Source organism: Azospirillum agricola (assembly GCF_020005195.1).
Taxonomy (GTDB): Bacteria; Pseudomonadota; Alphaproteobacteria; order Azospirillales; family Azospirillaceae; genus Azospirillum; species Azospirillum agricola.
Genome location: NZ_JAIFZR010000002.1, coordinates 1,045,076 through 1,066,001 on the forward strand (window position 1 = coordinate 1,045,076; position 20,926 = coordinate 1,066,001).

Annotated in this window: 17 protein-coding genes and 1 pseudogene; 6 read left to right on the forward strand and 12 right to left on the reverse strand. The window is 69.7% G+C overall.

Going from position 1 to position 20,926, the window contains the following annotated elements; all coding sequences use genetic code 11:
* Positions 1-87: 87 nt before the first annotated feature.
* Positions 88-849 (forward strand): DeoR/GlpR family DNA-binding transcription regulator, encoded by a 762-nt coding sequence (locus tag JN22_RS07545; protein ID WP_085553292.1) that lies wholly within the window; start codon positions 88-90, stop codon positions 847-849.
* A 91-nt stretch (positions 850-940) separates the two neighbouring features.
* On the opposite strand, the gene JN22_RS07550 is transcribed toward JN22_RS07545, so the two are convergent.
* From JN22_RS07550 to JN22_RS07565, 4 genes are all read right to left on the reverse strand, one after another.
* Positions 941-2,749, reverse strand: coding sequence for an acyl-CoA dehydrogenase C-terminal domain-containing protein (locus JN22_RS07550; protein WP_085553293.1), 1,809 nt, complete (start codon positions 2,747-2,749; stop codon positions 941-943).
* 43 nt (positions 2,750-2,792) lie between these two features.
* Positions 2,793-3,722, reverse strand: coding sequence for an electron transfer flavoprotein subunit alpha/FixB family protein (locus tag JN22_RS07555; protein WP_085553294.1), 930 nt, complete (start codon positions 3,720-3,722; stop codon positions 2,793-2,795).
* A 17-nt stretch (positions 3,723-3,739) separates the two neighbouring features.
* Positions 3,740-4,489 carry an electron transfer flavoprotein subunit beta/FixA family protein gene (locus tag JN22_RS07560; protein WP_085553295.1) on the reverse strand — a complete coding sequence of 250 codons (750 nt, stop codon included), beginning with the start codon at positions 4,487-4,489 and terminating at the stop codon, positions 3,740-3,742.
* Positions 4,490-4,593: 104 nt separating this feature from the next.
* A complete protein-coding gene (locus JN22_RS07565) occupies positions 4,594-6,234 on the reverse strand; it encodes an acyl-CoA synthetase (protein ID WP_085553296.1) in 1,641 nt (546 codons plus the stop codon).
* A 292-nt stretch (positions 6,235-6,526) separates the two neighbouring features.
* Here JN22_RS07565 and JN22_RS07570 point away from each other — a divergent pair, with 292 nt between their 5' ends.
* Positions 6,527-8,110, forward strand: coding sequence for an eCIS core domain-containing protein (locus JN22_RS07570; RefSeq protein WP_085553297.1), 1,584 nt, complete (start codon positions 6,527-6,529; stop codon positions 8,108-8,110).
* Positions 8,111-8,377: 267 nt separating this feature from the next.
* On the opposite strand, the gene JN22_RS07575 is transcribed toward JN22_RS07570, so the two are convergent.
* A complete protein-coding gene (locus JN22_RS07575; RefSeq protein WP_085553298.1) occupies positions 8,378-9,235 on the reverse strand; it encodes a LysR family transcriptional regulator in 858 nt (285 codons plus the stop codon).
* 94 nt (positions 9,236-9,329) lie between these two features.
* On the opposite strand from JN22_RS07575, the gene JN22_RS07580 reads away from it, so the two are divergent.
* Positions 9,330-9,710, forward strand: a complete 381-nt coding sequence (locus JN22_RS07580) for a tautomerase family protein (RefSeq protein WP_085553299.1) — start codon at positions 9,330-9,332, stop codon at positions 9,708-9,710.
* Between the two features lie 77 nt (positions 9,711-9,787).
* Positions 9,788-10,012, forward strand: a pseudogene (locus tag JN22_RS07585) (transposase); the annotation flags it as partial.
* Positions 10,013-10,054: 42 nt separating this feature from the next.
* Here the strand turns inward: JN22_RS07585 and JN22_RS07590 are convergent.
* Both JN22_RS07590 and JN22_RS07595 read right to left on the reverse strand, forming a co-directional pair.
* Entirely contained in the window at positions 10,055-10,777 is a 723-nt protein-coding gene (locus JN22_RS07590; RefSeq protein ID WP_085553300.1) for a response regulator transcription factor, read from the reverse strand.
* 24 nt (positions 10,778-10,801) lie between these two features.
* The gene (locus JN22_RS07595; protein ID WP_085553301.1) at positions 10,802-13,675 is read right to left on the reverse strand and encodes a cache domain-containing protein; all 2,874 of its coding nucleotides are present in this window, start codon (positions 13,673-13,675) and stop codon (positions 10,802-10,804) included.
* Between the two features lie 213 nt (positions 13,676-13,888).
* Here JN22_RS07595 and JN22_RS07600 point away from each other — a divergent pair, with 213 nt between their 5' ends.
* Both JN22_RS07600 and JN22_RS07605 read left to right on the forward strand, forming a co-directional pair.
* Positions 13,889-14,200: a DUF485 domain-containing protein gene (locus tag JN22_RS07600; RefSeq protein WP_085553302.1), complete on the forward strand. Its 312-nt coding sequence runs from the start codon at positions 13,889-13,891 to the stop codon at positions 14,198-14,200.
* Positions 14,197-15,879 carry a cation acetate symporter gene (locus tag JN22_RS07605; RefSeq protein WP_085553303.1) on the forward strand — a complete coding sequence of 561 codons (1,683 nt, stop codon included), beginning with the start codon at positions 14,197-14,199 and terminating at the stop codon, positions 15,877-15,879. Before JN22_RS07600 ends, JN22_RS07605 begins: the two co-directional genes overlap by 4 nt.
* 73 nt (positions 15,880-15,952) lie before the next feature.
* On the opposite strand, the gene JN22_RS07610 is transcribed toward JN22_RS07605, so the two are convergent.
* The 5 genes from JN22_RS07610 to JN22_RS07630 form a co-directional block, all read right to left on the reverse strand.
* Positions 15,953-17,155, reverse strand: a complete 1,203-nt coding sequence (locus JN22_RS07610; RefSeq protein WP_085553304.1) for a glutathionylspermidine synthase family protein — start codon at positions 17,153-17,155, stop codon at positions 15,953-15,955.
* A gap of 4 nt (positions 17,156-17,159) precedes the next feature.
* Positions 17,160-17,780, reverse strand: coding sequence for a DUF1190 domain-containing protein (locus JN22_RS07615; RefSeq protein ID WP_085553305.1), 621 nt, complete (start codon positions 17,778-17,780; stop codon positions 17,160-17,162).
* A 31-nt stretch (positions 17,781-17,811) separates the two neighbouring features.
* Positions 17,812-18,225, reverse strand: coding sequence for a DUF350 domain-containing protein (locus JN22_RS07620; protein ID WP_085553306.1), 414 nt, complete (start codon positions 18,223-18,225; stop codon positions 17,812-17,814).
* 148 nt (positions 18,226-18,373) lie between these two features.
* Positions 18,374-19,162: an SDR family NAD(P)-dependent oxidoreductase gene (locus JN22_RS07625; RefSeq protein WP_085553307.1), complete on the reverse strand. Its 789-nt coding sequence runs from the start codon at positions 19,160-19,162 to the stop codon at positions 18,374-18,376.
* Entirely contained in the window at positions 19,147-20,910 is a 1,764-nt protein-coding gene (locus tag JN22_RS07630) for an FAD-dependent oxidoreductase (protein WP_085553308.1), read from the reverse strand. Before JN22_RS07630 ends, JN22_RS07625 begins: the two co-directional genes overlap by 16 nt.
* Positions 20,911-20,926: the final 16 nt, after the last annotated feature.

Genomic DNA, 20,926 nt, shown 5'->3' on the forward strand with positions numbered 1-20,926 from the left:
CCCGCCTCCCGATGCGCAAGTCTGCACGATGTTGCATGATTTCTGGGAAACGTGCAATATGCCGCGAAGACCGGAGCGGGGCCCCTCATGCTGACGACCGAACGGAAGGCGCTCATCCTCGACACGCTGGCTCGGGAGGGCCGCGTGGTGGCGAAAGGCCTCAGCCGGGCGCTCGGGCTGTCGGAGGACACGATCCGCCGCGATCTGCGCGAGCTGGCGGCCGAGGGCCTGCTTCAGCGCGTCCATGGCGGGGCGCTTCCCGCTTCGAAGGCGCTCGCCGACCTTCCCACCCGCCGAAAGGTCTCGGTCGAGGGCAAGGCGGCGATCGCCAGGGCCGCGGCCGGGATGGTCAGGAACGGCCAGATCGTGTTTCTCGACGGCGGCACCAGCGCCGTGGCGCTCGCCCGTGCCCTGCCCCTGGATTTGCGGGCGACGGTGGCGACCCACAGCCCGGATGTCGCGGTGGCGCTGCTCGACCATCCGGGCGTCGAGGTCGAACTCATCGGCGGCCGCGTCTACAAGCATTCGAACGTCGCCGTGGGGGCGGTGGCGATCGAAGGCATCTCCCGCATCCGCGCCGACGTCTATTTCATGGGCGTCGCCGGCATCCATCCGGAGCATGGGCTGACGACCGGCGACCGGGAGGAGGCGGCGATCAAGCGCGCGATCAGCCGGCGGTCGGCCGAGACCATCGTGCTGGCCTCGCGGGAGAAGCTCGGCGCGGTGTCCGCCTGCGATGTCGTCGGCCTGGACGAGATCGACGGGCTGATCGTGGAAAGGGGCTGCCCGGCCGATGTCCTGGACGCCTATGAAGGGCGTGGAATCCCGATCGTCCGCGCCTCCGCCTGAAGGGCCGTGACCGACGGGGGCCGCTGGCGCGATCCGGGCCGGCCGGCGGCGGAGGACGCCCCCGACCCGGATGGGGCGGGGGCGTGCGCGCTCATGCGAAAAGCTGCTCTTCCGTCAACGCCATCACGCTGGAGGAGCCGGCGACGATCGTCGCGCGCAGCGCGTCGACGCGGGGAAGGAAATGCTCGGCGAAGAAACGGGCCGTCAGCGGCTTGGCCGACAGGAAGGCCGTGTCGGGATCGCCCGCCTCCAGCCGCGCCGACGCCACGCGGGCGGCGCGGGCCAATTGCCAGCCGCCGGCCACCAGCCCCAGCAGTTCCAGGAGATTGACCGAGGCCGCCGAAGGGGCGCGGGCGTCGCCGGCGCCGGCGGTCAGCAGCCACGCCACCGCCTCGCCGGCCTGGGCGCAGCTTTCCGCCAGGGCCGCGCCGGTGACGCGCAGGGAATCGTCGGGGCTGCCGGCCAGCTCGCGGCCGAGGGCGGCGATCTCCTCCAGCAGGGCGCGCAGGGACGCCCCGCCGTCGCGCAGGATCTTGCGGCCGATCAGGTCGTTGGCCTGGATCGCCGTGGTCCCCTCGTAGATCGTGGTGATGCGGGCGTCGCGCAGATGCTGGGCGGCGCCGGTCTCCTCGATGAAGCCCATGCCGCCATGCACCTGCACCCCGTGCGAGGCGATCTCCTGCCCCGTCTCGGTGCACCAGCCCTTGGCGATGGGGGTCAGCAGATCGACCAGCAGCCCGGCCCGCTGCCGCGTCCCGGCGTCGGCGTGGTGGTGGGCGGTGTCCACGGCGGCGGCGGCGGTGTAGAGCAGGCCGCGCATCGCCTCGATCCGGCTCTTCATGCCCATCAGCAGGCGGCGCACGTCGGGGTGGTGGAGGATGCCGGCGCTCCCCTGGCCGCCGGTCCAGCCCACCGGCCTGCCTTGCACGCGCTCGCGGGCGTAGGCCAGGGCCTGCTGGTAGGCCCGCTCGGCGATCGACAGCCCTTGCAGGGCGACGGCCAGCCGGGCGTGGTTCATCATGGTGAACATGTATTCCAGGCCACGGTTCGGCTCGCCGACCAGCCAGCCGGTGGCGCCGCCCTCGTCGCCGAAGGACAGCACGGCGGTCGGGCTGCCGTGGATGCCCAGCTTGTGCTCCAGCGACACGCAGTTCACCTGGTTGCGGGCGCCGGGGTTGCCGTCGGCGTCGGGCAGGAACTTCGGCACGACGAACAGGCTGATGCCCTTCACGCCGGCCGGGGCGTCGGGCAGCCGGGCCAGCACCAGATGGACGATGTTCTCCGTCAGGTCGTGGTCGCCGTAGGTGATGAAGATCTTCTGCCCGGTGACGCGGTGGGTCCCGTCGCCGGCCGGCACCGCGCGCGAGCGGGTCGCGGCGAGGTCGGATCCCGCCTGCGGCTCGGTGATGTTCATGGTCCCGGTCCATTCGCCCGAAACCATCCTCGGCAGATAGAGCGCCTTCAGCGCGTCGGAGCCGTAGAGCCGCACCGCGTTGACCGCGCCCTGCGTCAGCATCGGGCACAGCGCGAAGGCCATGTTGGCGGAATGCCACATCTCCTGCACGGCGGTGTTCAGCAGGTTCGGCAGCCCCATGCCGCCATGCTCCGGCTCGAAGGGCAGGCCGTTCCAGCCGCCCTCCACCAGCGTCCGCCACGCGGCGTTCCAGCCCTCCGTGGTGCGGGCGGTTCCGCTTTCGTCGAGCCTGGCGCCCTGGGTGTCGCCGGCGCGGTTCAGGGGGGCCAGCGTGTTCCCGGCGATCCTGGCGGCCTCGTCCAGGATGCTGTCCACCAGATCGGGCGTGGCGTCGCCGAAGCCCGGCAGGGCCGCCACCTCGGCCATGCCGGCGAGATGGTCGAGGACGAAGCGGATCTCTTTCAGCGGGGGGGCGTAGCCGGTCATCGGGGCGCCTTTCGGACAAGGGGGAGTGGGGGAGGGGCGCGCCTTACAGCGAGGCGGAGAGGTCGGGCACCGCCTTGAAGAGGTCGGCGACGAGGCCGTAATCGGCGACCTGGAAGATGGGCGCCTCCTCGTCCTTGTTGATGGCGACGATGACCTTGCTGTCCTTCATGCCGGCGAGGTGCTGGATGGCGCCGGAAATGCCGACGGCGATGTACAGCTCGGGCGCCACGATCTTGCCGGTCTGGCCGACCTGGTAGTCGTTGGGCACGAAGCCGGCGTCCACGGCGGCGCGCGAGGCGCCGACGGCGGCGCCCAGCTTGTCGGCGATGGCCTCCAGCAGGGCGAAATTCTCGCCCGACTGCATGCCGCGACCGCCGGAGACGATGACGCGGGCCGAGGTCAGCTCCGGACGCTCGGACTTGGACAGCTCGGCCGAGACGAAGCGCGACAGGCCGGGGTTGCCGGCGGCGGCGATCGTCTCGACGGCGGCCGAACCGCCTTCGCCCGCCGCCTCGAAGGCGGTGGTCCGCACGGTGACGACCTTGATCGGGTCCTTCGACTGGACGGTGGCGACGGCGTTGCCGGCGTAGATCGGCCGCTCGAAAATGTCGGCCGAGACGACGCCGGTGATGTCCGAGATCGCGGCGACGTCGAGCAGCGCGGCGACGCGCGGCAGCAGATTCTTGCCGACCGAGGTCGCCGGGGCGAGGATGTGGCCGTAGCCACGGCCGATCCCGACCAGCAGCGCCGCCAGCGGCTCGGCCAGCGCGTGCTCGTAAGCCGAATCGTCGGCCAGCAGGACCTTCGACACGCCGGCGACCTTGGAGGCGGCCTCGGCGACAGCCTGGGCGCCCTTGCCGGCGACCAGGAGATGGACGTCGCCGCCAATTTGGGCGGCGGCGGTGACGGCGTTCAGCGTGGCGGGCTTGAGCGTCGCGTTGTCGTGCTCGGCGACGACGAGAATGTTGGCCATGGTCAGTTCATCCCCTCTCAGATCACCCGCGCTTCGGTCTTCAGCTTGTCGACCAGGGTCGCCACGTCGGCCACCTTGACGCCGGCCTTGCGCTTGGCCGGCTCGACCACCTTCAGCGTCGTCAGGCGCGGGGCGACATCGACGCCCAGGCTGTCCGGGGTGACGGTCTCCAGCGGCTTCTTCTTCGCCTTCATGATGTTGGGCAGCGAGGCGTAGCGCGGCTCGTTGAGGCGCAGGTCGGCGGTCACGATGGCGGGAAGCGTCAACTCCACCGTCTCCAGCCCGCCGTCGATCTCGCGGGCCACGGTGATGGAGCCCTCGCCCGCCACGACCTTCGAGGCGAAGGTGCCCTGGCCCCAGCCGAGCAATGCTGCGAGCATCTGGCCGGTCTGGTTGCAATCGTCGTCGATGGCCTGCTTGCCGAGGATGACCAGCGTCGGGCCTTCCTTGTCCACCAGCGCCTTCAGCACCTTGGCGACGGCCAGCGGCTGGGTCTCGGCGTCGGTCTGCACCAGGATGGCGCGGTCGGCCCCCATGGCGAGCGCGGTGCGCAGCGTCTCCTGCGCCTGGGCCGGGCCGACCGACACGGCGACGATCTCGCTCGCCTTGCCGGCCTCCTTGAGGCGAACCGCTTCCTCGACGGCGATCTCGTCGAAGGGGTTCATCGAGAATTTGATGTTGGCCGTCTCGACGCCGGTGTTGTCGGTCTTCACCCGGATCTTGACGTTGTAGTCCACGACGCGCTTCACGGCGCAGAGGATTTTCATGGTGCGAGTCCTCGGGAGCGATGCGGGAGCGATGGTGTTTGGGCGTCGCGCGTCACCGCCCCTCCCCGCGCGCCCACGGGCGGGGAGGGGCGGTGACGCGCGGCTTACAGCGCCTCGGTCTGCTTGCGCAGGACGAACTTCTGAATCTTTCCGGTGGAGGTCTTTGGCAGGGGGCCGAAGACGACGGTGCGCGGGCACTTGAAATGGGCCATGTGGGCGCGGCAGAAGGCGATGATGTCGGCCTCCGTCGCCGCCGCGCCGTCCTTGAGGGTGACGAAGGCGCAGGGCGTCTCGCCCCATTTCTCGTCGTGGCGGGCGACCACGGCGGCCTCCAGCACCTCGGGGTGCCGGTAGAGCACGTCCTCCACCTCGATCGACGAGATGTTCTCGCCGCCCGAGATGATGATGTCCTTCGAGCGGTCCTTGATCTCGACATAGCCGTCGGCGTGCCACACCGCCAGGTCGCCGGTGTGGAACCAGCCGCCGGAGAACGCCTCCGCCGTCGCCTTCGGGTTCTTCAGGTAGCCCTTCATCACGTTGTTGCCGCGCATCAGGATCTCGCCCATCGAGCGGCCGTCCTTCGGCATCGGCTCCAGCGTGCCGGGATCGGCGACGATCACCTCCTCCAGCATCGGGCCGCGCACCCCCTGGCGGGCCTTGATCGCCGCCTTGTCGTCGAGCGGCAGATCGTTCCAGCGGTCGTGCCAGACGTTGACCACCGTCGGGCCGTAGCATTCGGTCAGGCCGTAGACGTGCGTCACCTCCCAGCCCATGCGCTCCATCCCGGCGATGACGGCGGCCGGCGGCGCGGCGCCGGCGGTCATCGCCTTGACCGGCTGCGTGATGCCGCCTTTCAGCTCGGCCGGGGCGTTGTTCAGCATGTTCAGCACGATCGGCGCGCCGCAGAAATGCGTCACCTTCTCCTCGCGGATCAGGCGCAGCACGGCGTCGGGGCGGACCTGGCGCAGGCAGACGCTGGTGCCGGCGGTCACCGCGATGGTCCAGGGGAAGCACCAGCCGTTGCAGTGGAACATCGGCAGCGTCCACAGATAGACCGGCGCGTCGCCCATGTTCCAGGACAGCGCGTTCGACACCGCGTTCAGGTAGGCGCCGCGGTGGTGGTAGACGACGCCCTTGGGGTTGCCGGTGGTGCCCGAGGTGTAGTTCAGCGCGATGGCCTGCCACTCGTCGGCCGGCAGGACCCAGGGATGCTCGGTGCCGACGTCGGTGAGGAAGGATTCGTAGTCGCGGTCGCCGATCAGCTCGCCGCCGCCGTAGGCCGGGTCGTCGATGTCGATGACCGGGATCGGCGCGTCGAGGCTGGCGAGCGCCTTTTTGGCGACGGCGGAGAACTCGCGATCGACGATGAGGAGCTTCGCCTCGCCGTGCTTGAGGATGAAGGCGATGGCGTCGGCGTCGAGGCGGGTGTTGATGGCGTTCAGCACGGCGCCGGCGAGCGGCACGCCGAAATGCGCCTCGAACAGTTCCGGGGTGTTGGCGGCGAGCATGGCGACGGTGTCGCCCGTGCCGATGCCGGCGTTCGCCAACGCGGCGGCCAGCCGGCGGACGCGGACGAAGGTCTCCGCCCAACTGCGGCGGATCGCGCCGTGGACGACGGCGGTGCGCTCGGGCCAGACGGCGGCGGCGCGCTCCAGATAGGTCAGCGGCGTCAGCGCCACGAAGTTCGCGGCGGTGCGCTCGAGATCGCGTTCGTACACGTTCGGCTGGGCGCAGGCTTCACTCATCGGACCGTTCTCCCTCAATGATTCTTGTCGGCTTCTTGGACCGACGCTGTAGCAGGCCAGCGTTGCCCAACTTTCTCAGGATTATGACCAATTGTTACCCGGCGCGTCGCCAGCGGCGGCCGAGGCGCATCCGCCCGGCGCGCGGGAGCCGGCGGCGAGACTGATTCGGTGAACGACGCATCCGCCGCCGGACGTGGCGCAGGGGTTGAGAATGTGATCGTTCGCTTACCGATTATAAAGAAATTGCCCGGACAGTGATCCTCGTTCCACGAATTCGGGGAAGGGCTGGTCGATGTCGGGGAAAGCCTCGCGGATCATTCAAGGGAAGTTCGCCGCCAGCCATGGTTTCGGCCGGCCGGCGGGGCCGGCGGCGCGCAACGGCGGTCCGCGCGTCACGGCGGTCCCGCCCAACCGGCTTTTCCTCCCGGCCACCCCCGGAAAGCCGCTGCCCGAGGCGTTGCAGCGCAAGATGGGGGCGGCTCTGGGGGGCGACTTCTCCAACGTCCGCGTCCATGTCGGGCCGCAGGCATCGTCCATCGGCGCCCTCGCCTTCACCACGGGCTCCGACATCTATTTCGCGCCCGGCCAATACCGGCCCGACACCCCGCAGGGCCAGCAGTTGCTCGGCCATGAACTCGCCCATGTGTTGCAGCAGAAGGCCGGCCGGGTGCGGGTGGCGGTTCCGGACGGCCTGTCGATCGTTCAGGATGACGCGCTGGAGGCCGAAGCCGACCGGCTCGGCCAGCGGGCCGCCGCCGCCATGGCCTCGCCGGCCCCGCAGGCGACCCCGTTTTCCGCACACCCATTTTCCGGCCCCCCGTTTTCCGGCCGGCCCTTCGGGGTCGCGGAAGCGAACCGCGGCGCGTTGCAGCGCAAGGCGGCGCCGATGCCCCGCCCGAACCCGCCGCCGGTGCCGGCGGGGGGGCCGATGGGAAGGGCGGGCGCGCCGTCCTTCCGGCCGCCGGCGCGCGTCCTCCAGCGCATGCAGCAGGTGACCCTGGCGAACAAGACGATAACCGCGCCGAAGAATTCGACGGACTACAAGAACTCGAACACCTTCTTCACCGAGTTCCAGAATTCGACCCAGCAAGCCTACAATTTCATCCTCAGCGCCCCGCAGCTCGGCCCCTACAAGGACCTCGACGGGCACACGAAGAAATGGGTCAGCGACTGGAACGACTACAACAGCGGCAAGGTCGTCAAAACCCTTGCCACCTCCTTCGGCTATGCGATCGAAAGCCTGGCGACCAGCACGGACTCACAATTCTATCCGACCAACCTGCCCAAGCAGACGACGGTGTACGAACAGCTTCCCGTCGGCTCGACACGGCCGGATCTGGTTCTCAGCAACACGAAGACGGGCAATTTCATCGCCTTCGGCGATCTGACAGCTTCGAAAAGCGCGGACCATATCTTCCTCAAGGACAACTGGAAGGCCAAGGTGGCCAACTTCACCGAGATCGTCTATCCGTCCTTGGAACCCGCCAATTACATGACGATGTCCGCCAACCACAACAACACGGGCATGTTGAGCACAACAAAAATCATCAAGAAACTGAATGCGGCGAGGAAGAAATATGAAAAGCAGCGTGCAAGATGGAAGGCGGCTGGCAAGAGATTCTGGTTTTCGATCCTCAGGGACGAGGTGCGGCAGGAGGTTGGCGACCTGTCGTTGAACGATGACAAGATTCGGGATTTCATAAGAAGAAGGCTTCAGCAGTATTTCGATGCAAAAGGAAGGGGCGTCGTCGTGCCGGACAAGCTCGTTCCGAGCATTTTGAAGGCCATGGGCGTTCCCTCCACGCCATGGCGATACACGCTGGGTTACGGCGAGAGCCTGAAGGCCGGGGAAAAGTTCCTGATGAACAATTTCTAGGCTCCGCCGACGGCCGGGCGAGGCCGGGGCGTTCCCGAGCGCCTTACCCGCCGAGGTTGATCTTCCCCGTCCACTCCCCCGCTTGCCATTGACCCGCGGAACGTCTGTGGCGGTTCGTTTCGATGGTAACCGCATGTCGTCGGACTGAGGCGTTCTACTCTGGGCGGAAGTGGAGCGCCGGTCGAAGGGAGCCCGTCACGAAACGGGAGCAATCGCACCGGCAATAGCTCAGCCGAGTCTCAGTCACCCCGTCTTGTGACGGACGCATCACCCTCGGACCGCACTCCTGAAGGCGGCCGAAAGTGCCGCGAGCGCCTCGCGCGGTCTTCCGTCCTTGACCCTCGTGTGCAAGAGCACGGGTAGGCGCGGCAGGGCTGGAAGCCCGAGCCTTGGGCCGACGTCGACAGTGCCGAACGGCACCATGCGCGGAGACAATGCCGCGACGCCGAGCCCGGCCATGACGGCCGCCGCCACCGCAGTCACGCCGCCGCCAACGAAAATCTCTGTCCACGGCACGCCTGCCGCGTCGAGAATCTGCCCGGCCAACGCCCGCACCCCACAGGGCTCGGCCATGGTGGCGATTGGCAAAGGTTCGTCCGCCCGATGTTGCCAGCTTGGCGCCGCGAACCAGCCAAACTGTTCTTCAGTGAGGAGTTCGCCGTCTTTACGCCCCGCGTGCAAGCGGACGATCACCGTGTCGAGTTCCCGTCGGTCGAAGCTCTGAAGCAGATCACCCGACGATCCGATCCGGATTTCGATCACCAGCTGCGGGTCCTGTGCGTTCATCCGTGCGATCAGGGCGGGAAGCTCCGGTCCCGCCACATGGTCGCTGATGCCGATGGCGATGCGCTGGCGCCCCCGCGCAAGCGAGGCGAGCGTGCGATCATGCACCTCCAACAATTCGCGGGCGTGATCGAGGAAGGCGGCGCCGCGTGCCGATAATTGCACATACCGCGGCGTTCGCTCGAAGAGGCGGCACCCGAGCCTCTCTTCGAGACGCTTCAGCTTCAGGCTGACCGCAGCTTGCGTCGTCCGCATGGCCTCGGCCGCGCGCGTGAAGCTCTCGAGTTCGGCGATCCGCACGAAGGCTCGAACCGAATCGAGGTCGAGAGGTTGGTCTATCATTTCCGATCGTTATCTTAGATATCCAGTTCCATACCATATGAAAATGACGAACCCCCGTTTATTGTCAAGGAGGACGTAATGGAAAGGACCTACGATGCCACTTGTTCATATCTCGCTGCGCGCTGGAAAGCCGGAAATGTACCGGCAGGCCATCTTCGATGGCCTATACCGCGCGATGCACGAAACGTTCAACGTGCCCGAAGACGATCAGTTCATGATCATCACCGAGTATGATGCTGCAAACTTCCGCTACAGTGCGTCTTATCTTGGAATCGATCGGGGCGACGACCTCGTGTACATCCAGATTACCGCAAACAACACCCGCACCGTAGAGCAGAAGAAGATGCTGTTCCGGCGGATTGTGGAACTGCTCGGCGAAACCCCTGGCATCCGGCCACAGGATGTGTTCGTGAACATCGTCGAGGTGGCGAAGGAGAACTGGTCCCTCGGCAATGGCCTTGCGCAATACGCTTGAGGAAAAGAGCCTGTTGCTGAAATGTTTTTACTAACCGGGGAAAACTCATGAGGAGTGGCGGGTGTAGCGGCATCCGGCCGCACACCGAAATCCTGTTGCGCGCCGATGGCCATTACGCCTGCCCGGAGGTGCTGGACTGGTGTGAGGCCAACGGCCTCGACTACGTACAGGGCCTACCGACCAGCCGCACGCCACGCCGTCCCGTCACCACGCTGGAGGCCAGCACCGCGGCGCGTTTCCAGGCCGCGCCCGGAGCCGACGAGGTGCGCCGCTTCAAGGAGTTCTACGACGGCGCCGGCACCTCCTGCACGAAGGCGATGCCCCGGCCCGGTGAACAAAGGCGGCTAGCGCAGCCAGTCCACCTCGCCCGCGAACAGGTAGCCGGCGCCGTAGACCGTCTTGATGAGGCGGGGGCTGCGCGGGTCGTCCTCGATCTTCTTGCGGATGCGCGACACGCGGACGTCGATGCTGCGGTCGTAGGGGTAGTCGTCGCGGTCGAGGTCGGGGCCTTGCAGATGCTCGCGCGACAGCACGCGCCTGGGCGCCTTCAGCAGGGTCAGCAGCAGGGCGGCCTCCGCCGCCGTCAGGCTGTCCTGGCGGCCGTCGTCGGCGGTCAGCGTCAGGTCGCCGAGGTCGAAGACCCAGCCGGCGAAGCGCGCCCGCCCGCCGTCCGCCGTGGTGGCGGCGGCCGTCAGCTGCTCGCGCCGCCGGATGGCGCTGTTGACGCGGGCGACCAGCTCGCGCGGCTCGAAGGGCTTCACCACGTAATCGTCGGCGCCCAGCTCCAGCCCCAGCACGCGGTCCGAGGTGCCGCCGCGCCCGGACAGGATGATGACGCCGAAGCGCACGTCCTCCCACAGCTCGCGCACCAGGGTCAGCCCGTCCATGTCGGGCAGCCCGAGATCGACGATGCAGAGGTCCGGCGCCTGCCGCTGGATCGCCTGCCGGGCCTCCCGCCCGCTGGGCCAGGACGACACCGCGTAGCCGTAGCCCTCCAGCACGCCGGTCACCAGGCTGCGGATGTCGGCCTCGTCCTCGACCAGATAGATGCGCTTCTTGTGTGCCACGCGCGTTTCCCCCGTGCCGTGCCCTTACGCGGGTGCGGGTGCAGGTGCGGCTTCGGCGCTGCGGCCGATGGCCGCCACCAGGTCCCGCTTGTCCCACGGCTTGCGCAGTATGACCGCGTCGGCGGCCAGCTCGCCATACTCGACTGAGAAACCGCTGACAAGAATCACCCGCATGGCGGGCCGCAGGGCGCGGGTGCGCCGCGCCAGCTCGATTCCCGACAGGCCGGGCATCACGATGTCGGACACCAGCAGGGTCAGCCCGTCGATCCGCTCGACCAGCTCCGCCGCCTCGTCGCCGCCGGACGCCTCGACGACCGAGAAGCCGAGTTCGACCAGCTGCTGCCGCATCACCTGGCGGACGTCGTCGTTGTCCTCCGCCACCAGGGCGAGCTGCCCGTGCCAGCCGCCGTCGGGCCGGTCGGACGGCGGGGCGGCGGCGGCCGGCACGGGCAGGGGGGCGACCGGCTCGGCGCGGGGCAGCAGCAGGGTGACGCTGGTGCCCGCGCCGGGGGCGCTGTCGATCTGGAAATAGCCGCGCGACTGCTTCACGAAGCCGTAGACCATCGACAGGCCGAGCCCCGACCCCAGCGCCTTGGTGGTGAAGAAGGGCTCCACCGCGCGGGCCAGCGCCTCGGCCGTGAAGCCGGTGCCGCCGTCGGTCACGCGGATTTCGAGATAGTCGTCGGGCCGCACCGGCTCGTCGAAGGCGAGCGGCTCGCTCACGCGGCGGACGTCGACCGCGATGTCCAGCCGGCCGCCGCCGGGCATGGCGTCGCGGGCGTTGAGCGCCAGATTGACCAGCGCGTTCTCCAGCTGCGTCTGGTCGGCGATGGTCCAGCATTCGCGCCCCTCCTCCGGCACGCCGATGGCGATGGAGCTGGGGAAGGAGCGCCGCAGCAGCACCGCCATGTCGCGCAGCAGCCCGCACAGCTCGATGGGCCGCGGCTTCAGCGGCTGCTGGCGCGAGAAGGCGAGCAGCCGCGCGGTGATGTCGGCGCCGCGCCGCCCGGCGCGCTGGGCCGGCTCCAGATAGGCATCCAGCCCGGCCACCCCGGCGTAGCGGTCGCGCGCCGCCGACAAATTGCCGATGATGATCGACAGCAGGTTGTTGAAGTCGTGCGCCAGCCCGCCGGAGAGCTGGCCGACCGCCTTCAGCCGCTGCGCCTCGATCAGCTGGCGCTCGGTCTGCTTCTCGTCGGTGACGTCGAGCGTCAGCACGAACAGGCCGGACACGGAGCCATCCCCGCCGCCATTCTCGCCGCCGCGATGCGGGATCAGCGTCGTCTTGGTGACCAGCGTGCCGCCGCCGCGCGGCAGGCTGTACTCGAAGGTCACCGGCTCGCCGGCCCGGCAGCGGTCGAGATGCGGGGCCAGCGCCTCGCGCGCGCGGCGGCCGACGACGGCGACCAGCTCGCGGCCGATCACCTCCTCCTTCGACCGCCCGACCAGCTCGGCCCAGCGGCGGTTGGCGAAGGTCAGCCGTTCGTCGCGGTCCAGCCCGGCGATGCAGGCCGGGATGGCGTCGAGGATGACGCGCTGGCGCTCCTCCGCCTCGGCCAGGGCGCGGCGGGCGGCGTCCTGGCTGGCCATGGCGTCGCGCAGGCGGGCGTTGGCGTCCTCCAGGGCGGCGGTGCGGTCGCGCACGCGGCTGTCCAGCGTCGCGATGTCGTCGCGCACCCGGCCGACCATGCCGTCGAAGGCGGTGGCGAGCAGGCCGATCTCGTCGTCGCGCCGGATGCCGCTGGCGGCGTCGAGGTCGCCGGCCCGCACCTGCGCCGCCGTCTCGGCCAGACGGTGCAGCGGGCGGACCAGCCGCCGCACCGCGACGTAGCCGAGCAGCCCGCCGGCCAGCATCAGCGTCACCGCGATGGCCAGGATGCGGTTGCCGAGCACCACCGACGAGCGCCGCAGCTCCTCGACATAGACCGACGAGGCGATGTACCAGTCGAAGCCGTCGAAATGGCGGACCCAGCTGATCTTCTCGTAGGCGTAGTTGCCGGGGTCGTCGGGCTTGTCCCACAGGTAGGTCAGCGGCTCCCCCCGCGCCGACGCGGCCTTCAGCTCCTCGGCGATGCCGTTGCCGGTCGCCGCGTTGGGCAGGTCGCCGAAGGGGGTGCCCTCGATGTTGGCGTTGGGGTGGATGATCATCCGGTTCGCCGAATCGAAGATGTAGAGATAGCCGGTGCGGGCGATGCGCAGCTTGCGCAGGGCCTGGCGCAGATCCTCGATGGCCTCGGCCTTGCGGCGCTCGACCTCGGCGTCGACGTCCTCCAGATAGGCGCCGGTGCCGACGACGATGCCGCGCTCCGGCAGGTCGCGGAAATAGCTGAGCTTGGGCGCCCGCTCGTCGCCGTTGGGGCGCCACCAGGGGTAGGTGTGGAACCCCTCGCCCGACCGGCGCGCGGTGGCGATGATGGTGGGCAGGATGTTGCGGCCCATGTTGTCCTGCAACATCGAGGCGTTGCGGCCGAGATAGTCGGGCGACGGGTGCGAGACGATCACGGAATCGTAGTCGGTCGCCCAGATGTAGCCCTCGTTGCCGTAGCGCAGGGCCTGCAACCCCTCGGCCACCAGCCGTTTCGCCTCCTCCCGCGTGATCTCGCCCCGGTCGGCGCGGGCGTGGACGTGGTCGATGAAGCCGACGGCGGCCGTCACCATGTCGCGCAGGCGGGTCTTGTAGGACTCCACCGTGATCGCCCGCTGCTCCTCCAGCCCGGCGCGGATGCGGCTGACCAGCTCGAACACGTTGTCGAGGATGGTCCGGCTGGCGTCGCGCTCGATCTCGTAGGCCTTCTCCTCGATCAGCGGGACCGAGAAGACGTAGACCGCCGTCGAGAACAGCCCCAGCGTCAGCAGGATCGCCGAGAACAGCCGGAGGAACAGGCGCGAGCGGACCATGGAACGCGGAATCTTCGGAAAAGAGCGGAAAGGCCGCCAGTGTTCCAGCTTCCGGCCCGCCGCTCAATCGCAAAGCGGAGGAAAGTTGCCGAAATCGACCGGCAACAATTCGTCATAGTTCCGGGAAATTTGGGCAAAACTGTGCTGCTAGCCGATGCCTCCAGAGCCCCGAGAGGGGTCAACGACAAGAGACGGCCACCGTCTGGAGGAAACATGTCGAACCCCGTGTACGAACGGGTCCGCCGGAACCCGAAATTCCATGAACTGGTCCGCAAGCGCAGCCGGCTGGCGCTCGGGCTGTCGGCCATCGTGCTGGTGGCCTACTACGCCTTCATGATGGTGGTCGCCTTCGCGCCGCAGACGCTGCACGCCCCGCTGGGCGAGGGATCGGCCCTGAGCGTCGGCTTCCCCATCGGGGCGGCGATCATCGTGGTGTCCTGGCTGCTGACCGGCGTCTACTCGCACTTCGCCAACGGCGAGTTCGAGGATCTCAACCAGGACATCACGCGGGAGACCCTGCGATGAGAGGGGCGACGATCGCGCGCGCCGCGGGGGCGGCGGCGCTGCTCGCCGCCTGCGCCCTTCCGGCGCTGGCCGCTCCCGGCGACCTCGGGCCGGTGGACAAGCAGCCGGTCAACCTGTCGGCCATCGGCATGTTCCTGGCCTTCGTGCTGCTGACGCTGGGCATCACGTACTGGGCGGCGAACCGCACCAAATCCACGTCGGACTTCTACACGGCCGGCGGCGGCATCAGCGGCTTCCAGAACGGGCTGGCCATCGCCGGCGACTACATGTCGGCGGCGACCCTGCTGGGCTTGTCCAGCATGGTGTTCGCCAAGGGCTACGACGGCTTCGTCTACACCATCAGCTTCTTCGTCGGCTGGCCGATCATCCTGTTCCTGCTGGCCGAGCGGCTGCGCAACCTCGGCCACTTCACCTTCGCCGACATCGCCTCCTACCGGCTGGACCAGGGCAAGATCCGCACCTTCGCGGCCATCGGCTCGCTGACGGTGGTGTGCTTCTACCTGATCGTCCAGATGGTCGGGGCGGGGCAGCTCATCAAGCTGCTGTTCGGGCTGGACTACAACGTCGCCGTGGTGGTGGTCGGCGTGCTGATGGTGGTCTACGTCACCTTCGGCGGCATGATCGCGACGACCTGGGTGCAGATCATCAAGGCGGTGCTGCTGCTGGGCGGCGGCACGGCGCTGACCCTGCTCGCCCTGTCGCATTTCGGCTTCAGCCTGGAGGCCATCGCCAGGAGCGCCGTCGCCTCGCACAAGGACGGCGTCAGGATCATGGGGCCGGGCACGCTGCTGGCCGACCCGGTGTCGGCGGTGTCGCTGTCGCTCGGCCTGCTGTTCGGCACGGCGGCGCTGCCGCACATCATGATGCGCTTCTTCACCGTCCCCAACGCCAAGGAGGCGCGCAAGAGCGTGTTCGTGGCCTCGGGCTTCATCGGCTTCTTCTTCCTGCTGGTCTGCATCCTCGGCATGGCGGCGATCACCATCGTCGGCACCGACCCGCAGTTCTTCGAGGGCGGCGTGGTCGGCGGCAAGCTGATCGGCGGCGGCAACATGCCGGTGATGCATCTGGCCAAGGCGCTGGGCGGCGACCTGTTCCTGGGCTTCCTGTCGGCGGTGGCCTTCGCCACCATCCTGGCGGTGGTGTCGGGGCTGGCGCTGGCCGGGGCCTCGGCCATCGCCCACGACCTCTACGCCCGCGTCATCCGCAAGGGCGAGGCGACCGAGCGCGAGGAGATGCGCGTGTCCAAGCTCGCCTCGCTGGTGCTGGGCGTGCTGGCCGTGGTGCTGGGCATCGCCTTCGAGAAGCAGAACGTCGCCTTCCTGGTCGGGCTGACCTTCGGCATCGCCGCCTCGGTCAACTTCCCGGTGCTGATCCTGTCGATGTACTGGAAGGGGCTGACCACGCGCGGCGCGCTGGCCGGCGGCCTCGCCGGCCTGGTGTCGGCGGTGGCGATGGTGGTGCTGTCCAACGCCGTCTGGGTGGTGGTGCTGAACAACCCGGCGCCCATCTTCCCCTACGAGCATCCGGCGCTGTTCTCGATGACGCTGGCCTTCCTGGTGACCATCGTCGTGTCGAAGCTCGACCGCAGCGCCTCGGCGGCGGCGGAGCGCGACGCCTACGACGACCAGTTCGTGCGCTCGCAGACCGGCATCGGCGCGGCGGCGGCGTCGAACCACTGACGGCGCGGCGGCGGGGCCGGAGGGACGCTCCCCCGGCCCCGCCCCGTCGACCTCTCCGCCGCCCGGCCCGCCCTCATCCGATCCGGTGCGGGACGAAGCGGCTGGTGTTTCCGGTGATCAGGGCGCGGTCCTCGCGGATGCCGAGGCCGCAGGGGGTGCCGCCGGCCATCCAGACGCCGAGGACGGCGTGGTTGCCGTCCGCCTCGGCCAGCGGCGTGAAGGCCTGGTAGACCCAGCCCTCGTCCACGTAGGGGCCCTCCGTCTGGGCGAGCGGCCGGCCGGCCGGCAGCCCGTCGGCGCCCAGGGTGGCGATGCTGACATTGCTGCCCTCGCGGCCGAGCAGCGGCTTGGCCACCACCGTGCTGCCGGCGGGAAACGCGTTGCGGTCGAGCGTGGTCGGCAGCAGGTTCGGGTGGCCGGGGTTCAGCTCCCACAGCAGGGCGAACAGCCCCTTCGAGGCCATCACCATCTTCCAGGCCGGCTCGATCACCCGGATCCGCGTTTCCGCGGCGGCGGCCACCAGCTCGCGGCCGGTCGTCTCCCGGATCATCCAGTCCCAGGGGTAGAGCTTCATCAGGTGCCGGATCGGCAGGCCGGAATCGTCCAGGAAGCGCTGGGTGGAATCGTCGTAGCGGATCGCCTGGATCGGCATCGCCTTGGTGGTCATGCCCGCCCGCAGAGCCAGGGTCTGGAGATAGGCGATGGTCGCCTCGTCCTCCGGGTGCGGCGTCAGGCAGGCGAAATGGACGGCCTCCCCCTGCGACGCGAGACCCGGAAAGGCCCGCATCCGCGCCCGCCAGCGCTCGACCAGCGCCTCCTCCAGGCTGTTGAACTGGTCGTCGTCGGGGTGGGTGTCCTGGAGCCAGCACCATTGCGCGACCGCCGTCTCGTAGAGCGAGGTCGGCGTCTCGGCGTTCAGCTCCAGCGCCTTGGGCGGTCCGCCCCGGCCGTCCCAGGCGAAGTCGAAGCGGGCGTAGAGCGCCATGTCCAGCGTGTCGCGTCCGGCCCAGCTCGCCTCGATCGCCGGGGCGGCCCAGCGGGGCAGGCCGACCGCCTCGTACAGCCCGTGCGTCACCACATGACCGACCGCCGCCTCGCACAGCCGGTAGACCTCCTCGGCGGCGGTTTCGAGCGTTTCGATTTCGGCGAGGGAGAAGCGCCAATGGGCGCTCTCGTCCCAATAGGGCGTGCCGTCGGCCTCGGTGTGGAAGGGGAAGCCGATCTCGTCGAGCCTGGCCTGCCAGTGCGGGCGGGGCGTGGTGCGGATGCGCTCCATGGCCTCAGCTTCCCGAGAAGCCGCGCGACGAGCCGGTCGAGCCGAACCCGGCGCTGCGTCCGGGCGCGGGGACCGTGAAGGACCGGCCGGCGTTGCCGGCGCCGGGCCGGTAGTAGGAGCCGGAGCTGGAGGCCACGCCGCCGGCCGGCGCCGTGCCCTGGGGTGGCGCGCCCTGGGGCGGCCGGACCGGCGCCTGCCCGATCTGGGTCCGGCCGCTGCGGGCGTAGCCCTGGCGGTCGAAATAGACCGGCTGCGCGAAGCTGCCCGACAGGCTGCGGCCGACCATGAAGCCGACCAGCGCCGGGACGAAGACGTTGCCCATGCCGCTGCCCTGGCCGCCGCCTTGGCCGCCGCCGCCGCCCTGGGCCTCGGCCTCCGGGGTGCAGGCGCCGTCGCCCATCTCCGCCTCGCAGGCCTCGCGGCTGGCGAAGCGGGGGGCGCTGGCCTGATGCTCGCTGCGGGCGGCGGTGAAGGCGGCCACGCAGTCATCCGCCGGCATGTCGGCGGCACAGGCCTCGATGGACGGGTAGACGGTCGCCGTGTCGGGCTGGTCCTCGCCGCAGGCGACCAGGATCGGGCTGATGCCGCCCATCAGCAGGGCGGCCACGGTGCGGGAGCGTTTCATCGGAGCCTCCTCTCGGAATCGGCGGGCGGGATCAGTAGGTCAGCGAGCCGTAGTTCAGCAGGCCGACGGCGATCGACAGGCTGCCGAGAAGAACGCCGTAGGCGGTGCGGTCGGCCTCGACGCCCGCGCGGAAATCGGGCAGCAGCACCCGCGAGCCGATCAGGTAGGCGACGATCTGCGACACCAGCGCGATCACCCCCCAGACCGCCAGATCGACGAGGCTGGAGGTGTGGGAGGCGACGCTCATCAGCGGCAGGGCGAAGCCGATCATCGCGCCGCCCAGCGTCAGCGCGGCGGTGGTGTTGCCCTGGCGGACCAGCGCCAGGTCGCGGTACGGCGTGACGGCGGTGTAGGCCGCGATGAACAGCATCAGGAAGCCCAGCATCACCGCCGCGAACAGCAGATAGGACGGCAGGGTTTGCAGGGATTGGAAAACGGACCCCATGGGATCATCCGACGTTGCTTTGCCCGCCCGCAGCCTTGCACCTTTTGCGGGTGGGCGGCAAGGGCTGATCGGAATGGTCGTGGGGGGTGCCCCGGTCGGCCTATGATCCCGGCGCGGGCCCGGCGCCGGGCCGCTCCGGGATCGTTCGTCACGGCCGTTCCGGCAGCCCCGGCAGATGGCCGAGGATCGAGCTGGCGTAGCCGCCGTCGACGGTGATGTTCTCGCCGGTGACGTGGGCGGCGTCCGGCCCGGCGAGGAAGCCGACCACCCCGGCGACGTCCTCCGGCCGCGCCACCCGGCCGAGCGGCACCAGCGAATCGCGCCGCGCGGCGACCCCGGCGTCGGCGTAGATCCGCGCGGTCAGCGGCGTGCGGGTCATGCCGGGCGACACCGCGTTGGCGCGGATGCCTTGCGGCCCCCACTCCTGGGCGATCTGGCGGACCAGCATGATCAGCGCCGCCTTGCTCGCCGAATAGGCGCCGCCGCCGGCGTGGGGCTGCACCCCCGACATCGAGGCGACGGCGACCAGCGAGCCCCGGCTTTCGGCCAGCGCGTCGCGCGCCGCCTTCGCCAGCAGCCAGGTCGCCCGCGTGTTGACGGCGAACAGCCGGTCCCAGCCCTCCACCGTCAGGCCGGTCAGCGGCGCGACGCCCATCATCCCGGCGTTGGACACCACGGCGTCGAGCCCGCCGCACAGATCCAGGGCGTGGTCGACGAGGCGCCCCGGCGTCTCGGGGTCGGCCAGATCGCCGTACGCGATCCCGGCGCGGACGCCCTGGCCGCGCAGCTCGGCGGCCAGCGCCTCGACCTCCGGGCGCGGGTTGCGGACGGTCAGCAGGATCGCCGCCTCCTCGCCGCGCCGGATGGCGTCGGCCGCCAGCTTGCGGCAGACCGCCCCGCCGATTCCCTCGCTGGCTCCGGTCACAAGGGCGCGCATGTTTCCATCTCCTTCACGGTGCGTGGGCGGTGGGCGTGGGCCGCGTGGCGGGCGGCGAGGTAGGCGAAGGCGAGGCCGGGGCCGACCGTGATGCCCGGCGCCGGATAGACCCCGCCCATGATCGAGTTCATGTCGTTGCCGCAGGCGTAGAGACCCTGGATCGGCCGGTCGTCGGGGCCGAGCACGCGGGCGTCGGTGTCGGTGACGAAGCCGGTCGCCGCCCCGATGTCGCCGGGGTAGAGCTTCACCGCGTAGAAGGGCGCCGTGCCGATCGGGCCGAGATTCGGGTTGGGCGTCTGGTTGGGGTCGCCGTTCGCCCGGTTGTAGGCGGTGGTGCCGCGCCCGAACTCCGGATCGACGCCGGTCCAGGCGTATTCGTTCATCCTCGCCACCGTCTCGCGCAGCCCGATGGCGTCGATGTCGAGCTTGCCGGCCAGCTCGTCCAGCGTCGCGCCCATGGTGAGGTAGCCGTCCCTGAGGAAGGGCTCCAGCTTCTTGCCGCCGGGATGCACCATGCCCAGGCCGTATTTGCGCAAACCCTCGGAATCGGTGATCAGGAAGGCCGGGATGGTCGGCACCGTCTTGTGGGATTCGAACATCGCCCGGCCGAACAGATGGTAGGAGGTGGATTCGTCGACGAAGCGCTTGCCCGCCTTGTTGACCGTCACCATGCCCGGCTTGCAGCGGTCGAGGATGAAGTGCGGGAACACCGCCGTCGAGCGGTCGGGCCGGCGGCGCACCGACACCGGCGCCCAGAAGGCGTTGTCGAGGTTGCCGGTGCCGTAGCGCGCCCCGGCCGCCAGGGCGAGGTCGTGCATCGCGCCGGTGTTGCCGGGGGCGATCGGGCTGTGCTCCGGGGTGGGCTGGTGCAGCATGGCGGCGCGCAGCGTCCCGTGCCGGCTGAAGCCGCCGGACGCCAGGACGACGCCGCGCCGCGCCGCGATGCGGCGGCTGTCGCCGGCCTGGGAGGCGACGACGCCGGTGATGGCGCCGCCGTCGGCGCCGCCGTCGCGGACCAGCTCCCCGACCGTGGTGTCCACCAGGATGTCGACGCCGCGCTGGAGCAGCGAATGCAGCAGCCGGCCGATCAGCGCGTTGCCCATCACCAGCCGGGTGCCGCGCGGGTGGCGGGCGCGGTCCATGGCGTGGCGCAGGACCAGCTTCAGCCCGTGCTTGAAGGAGGGCCAGGATTTGGTCAGCTTCAGCAGGTGGCCGATGTCGTCGCGGTCGATCATCATGCCGCCGAGCACGGTGAATTCCGGGATCGGCGGGCGGATCAGCGCGAAGTGCCGGCCCAGCTTGCGACCGTCGAAGGGCAGCGGCTCCAGCGCCCGGCCGCAGAGCGTCGACCCCTCAAGCTCGGAGATGTAGTCGGGGTGGAAGGGACGGGCGCGGAACTTGACCTCGGACTGCGCCTCGATGGTCTCGACCGCCTTGGGGCCGGCCTCCAGGAAGGCGCGGCGCAGCGCGGCGGAGGACCGGTCGCCGACCGCGAGGTCGAGGTAGCGGGCAGCGGTCTCCGGGCTGTCCGGCGCGCCGGTGGCGGCGCGGTGGTGGGAGTTGGGGATCCAGGTCGTCGCGGCGGAGAAAGCGGTGGTGCCGCCGACATGCGCGGTGCGCTCGATCAGCAGGACGCTCTGGCCCTCGATGGCGGCGAACAGGGCGGCGGCCATTCCGGCGCCGCCGGCCCCGACGACGATGACGTCGTAGGCGGGCTTGTCCGGCATCCGGCGGAGGTCGATGGTCATGGCGGGGATTCCGGTG

Coding starts and splice junctions, on each gene's coding strand:
- JN22_RS07545 (WP_085553292.1), top strand. CDS start 88: ATGCTGACGACCGAACGGAAGGCGCTCATCCTCGACACGCTGGCTCGG.
- JN22_RS07550 (WP_085553293.1), bottom strand. CDS start 2,749: ATGACCGGCTACGCCCCCCCGCTGAAAGAGATCCGCTTCGTCCTCGAC.
- JN22_RS07555 (WP_085553294.1), bottom strand. CDS start 3,722: ATGGCCAACATTCTCGTCGTCGCCGAGCACGACAACGCGACGCTCAAG.
- JN22_RS07560 (WP_085553295.1), bottom strand. CDS start 4,489: ATGAAAATCCTCTGCGCCGTGAAGCGCGTCGTGGACTACAACGTCAAG.
- JN22_RS07565 (WP_085553296.1), bottom strand. CDS start 6,234: ATGAGTGAAGCCTGCGCCCAGCCGAACGTGTACGAACGCGATCTCGAG.
- JN22_RS07570 (WP_085553297.1), top strand. CDS start 6,527: ATGTCGGGGAAAGCCTCGCGGATCATTCAAGGGAAGTTCGCCGCCAGC.
- JN22_RS07575 (WP_085553298.1), bottom strand. CDS start 9,235: ATGATAGACCAACCTCTCGACCTCGATTCGGTTCGAGCCTTCGTGCGG.
- JN22_RS07580 (WP_085553299.1), top strand. CDS start 9,330: ATGCCACTTGTTCATATCTCGCTGCGCGCTGGAAAGCCGGAAATGTAC.
- JN22_RS07595 (WP_085553301.1), bottom strand. CDS start 13,675: ATGGTCCGCTCGCGCCTGTTCCTCCGGCTGTTCTCGGCGATCCTGCTG.
- JN22_RS07600 (WP_085553302.1), top strand. CDS start 13,889: ATGTCGAACCCCGTGTACGAACGGGTCCGCCGGAACCCGAAATTCCAT.
- JN22_RS07605 (WP_085553303.1), top strand. CDS start 14,197: ATGAGAGGGGCGACGATCGCGCGCGCCGCGGGGGCGGCGGCGCTGCTC.
- JN22_RS07610 (WP_085553304.1), bottom strand. CDS start 17,155: ATGGAGCGCATCCGCACCACGCCCCGCCCGCACTGGCAGGCCAGGCTC.
- JN22_RS07615 (WP_085553305.1), bottom strand. CDS start 17,780: ATGAAACGCTCCCGCACCGTGGCCGCCCTGCTGATGGGCGGCATCAGC.
- JN22_RS07620 (WP_085553306.1), bottom strand. CDS start 18,225: ATGGGGTCCGTTTTCCAATCCCTGCAAACCCTGCCGTCCTATCTGCTG.
- JN22_RS07625 (WP_085553307.1), bottom strand. CDS start 19,162: ATGCGCGCCCTTGTGACCGGAGCCAGCGAGGGAATCGGCGGGGCGGTC.
- JN22_RS07630 (WP_085553308.1), bottom strand. CDS start 20,910: ATGACCATCGACCTCCGCCGGATGCCGGACAAGCCCGCCTACGACGTC.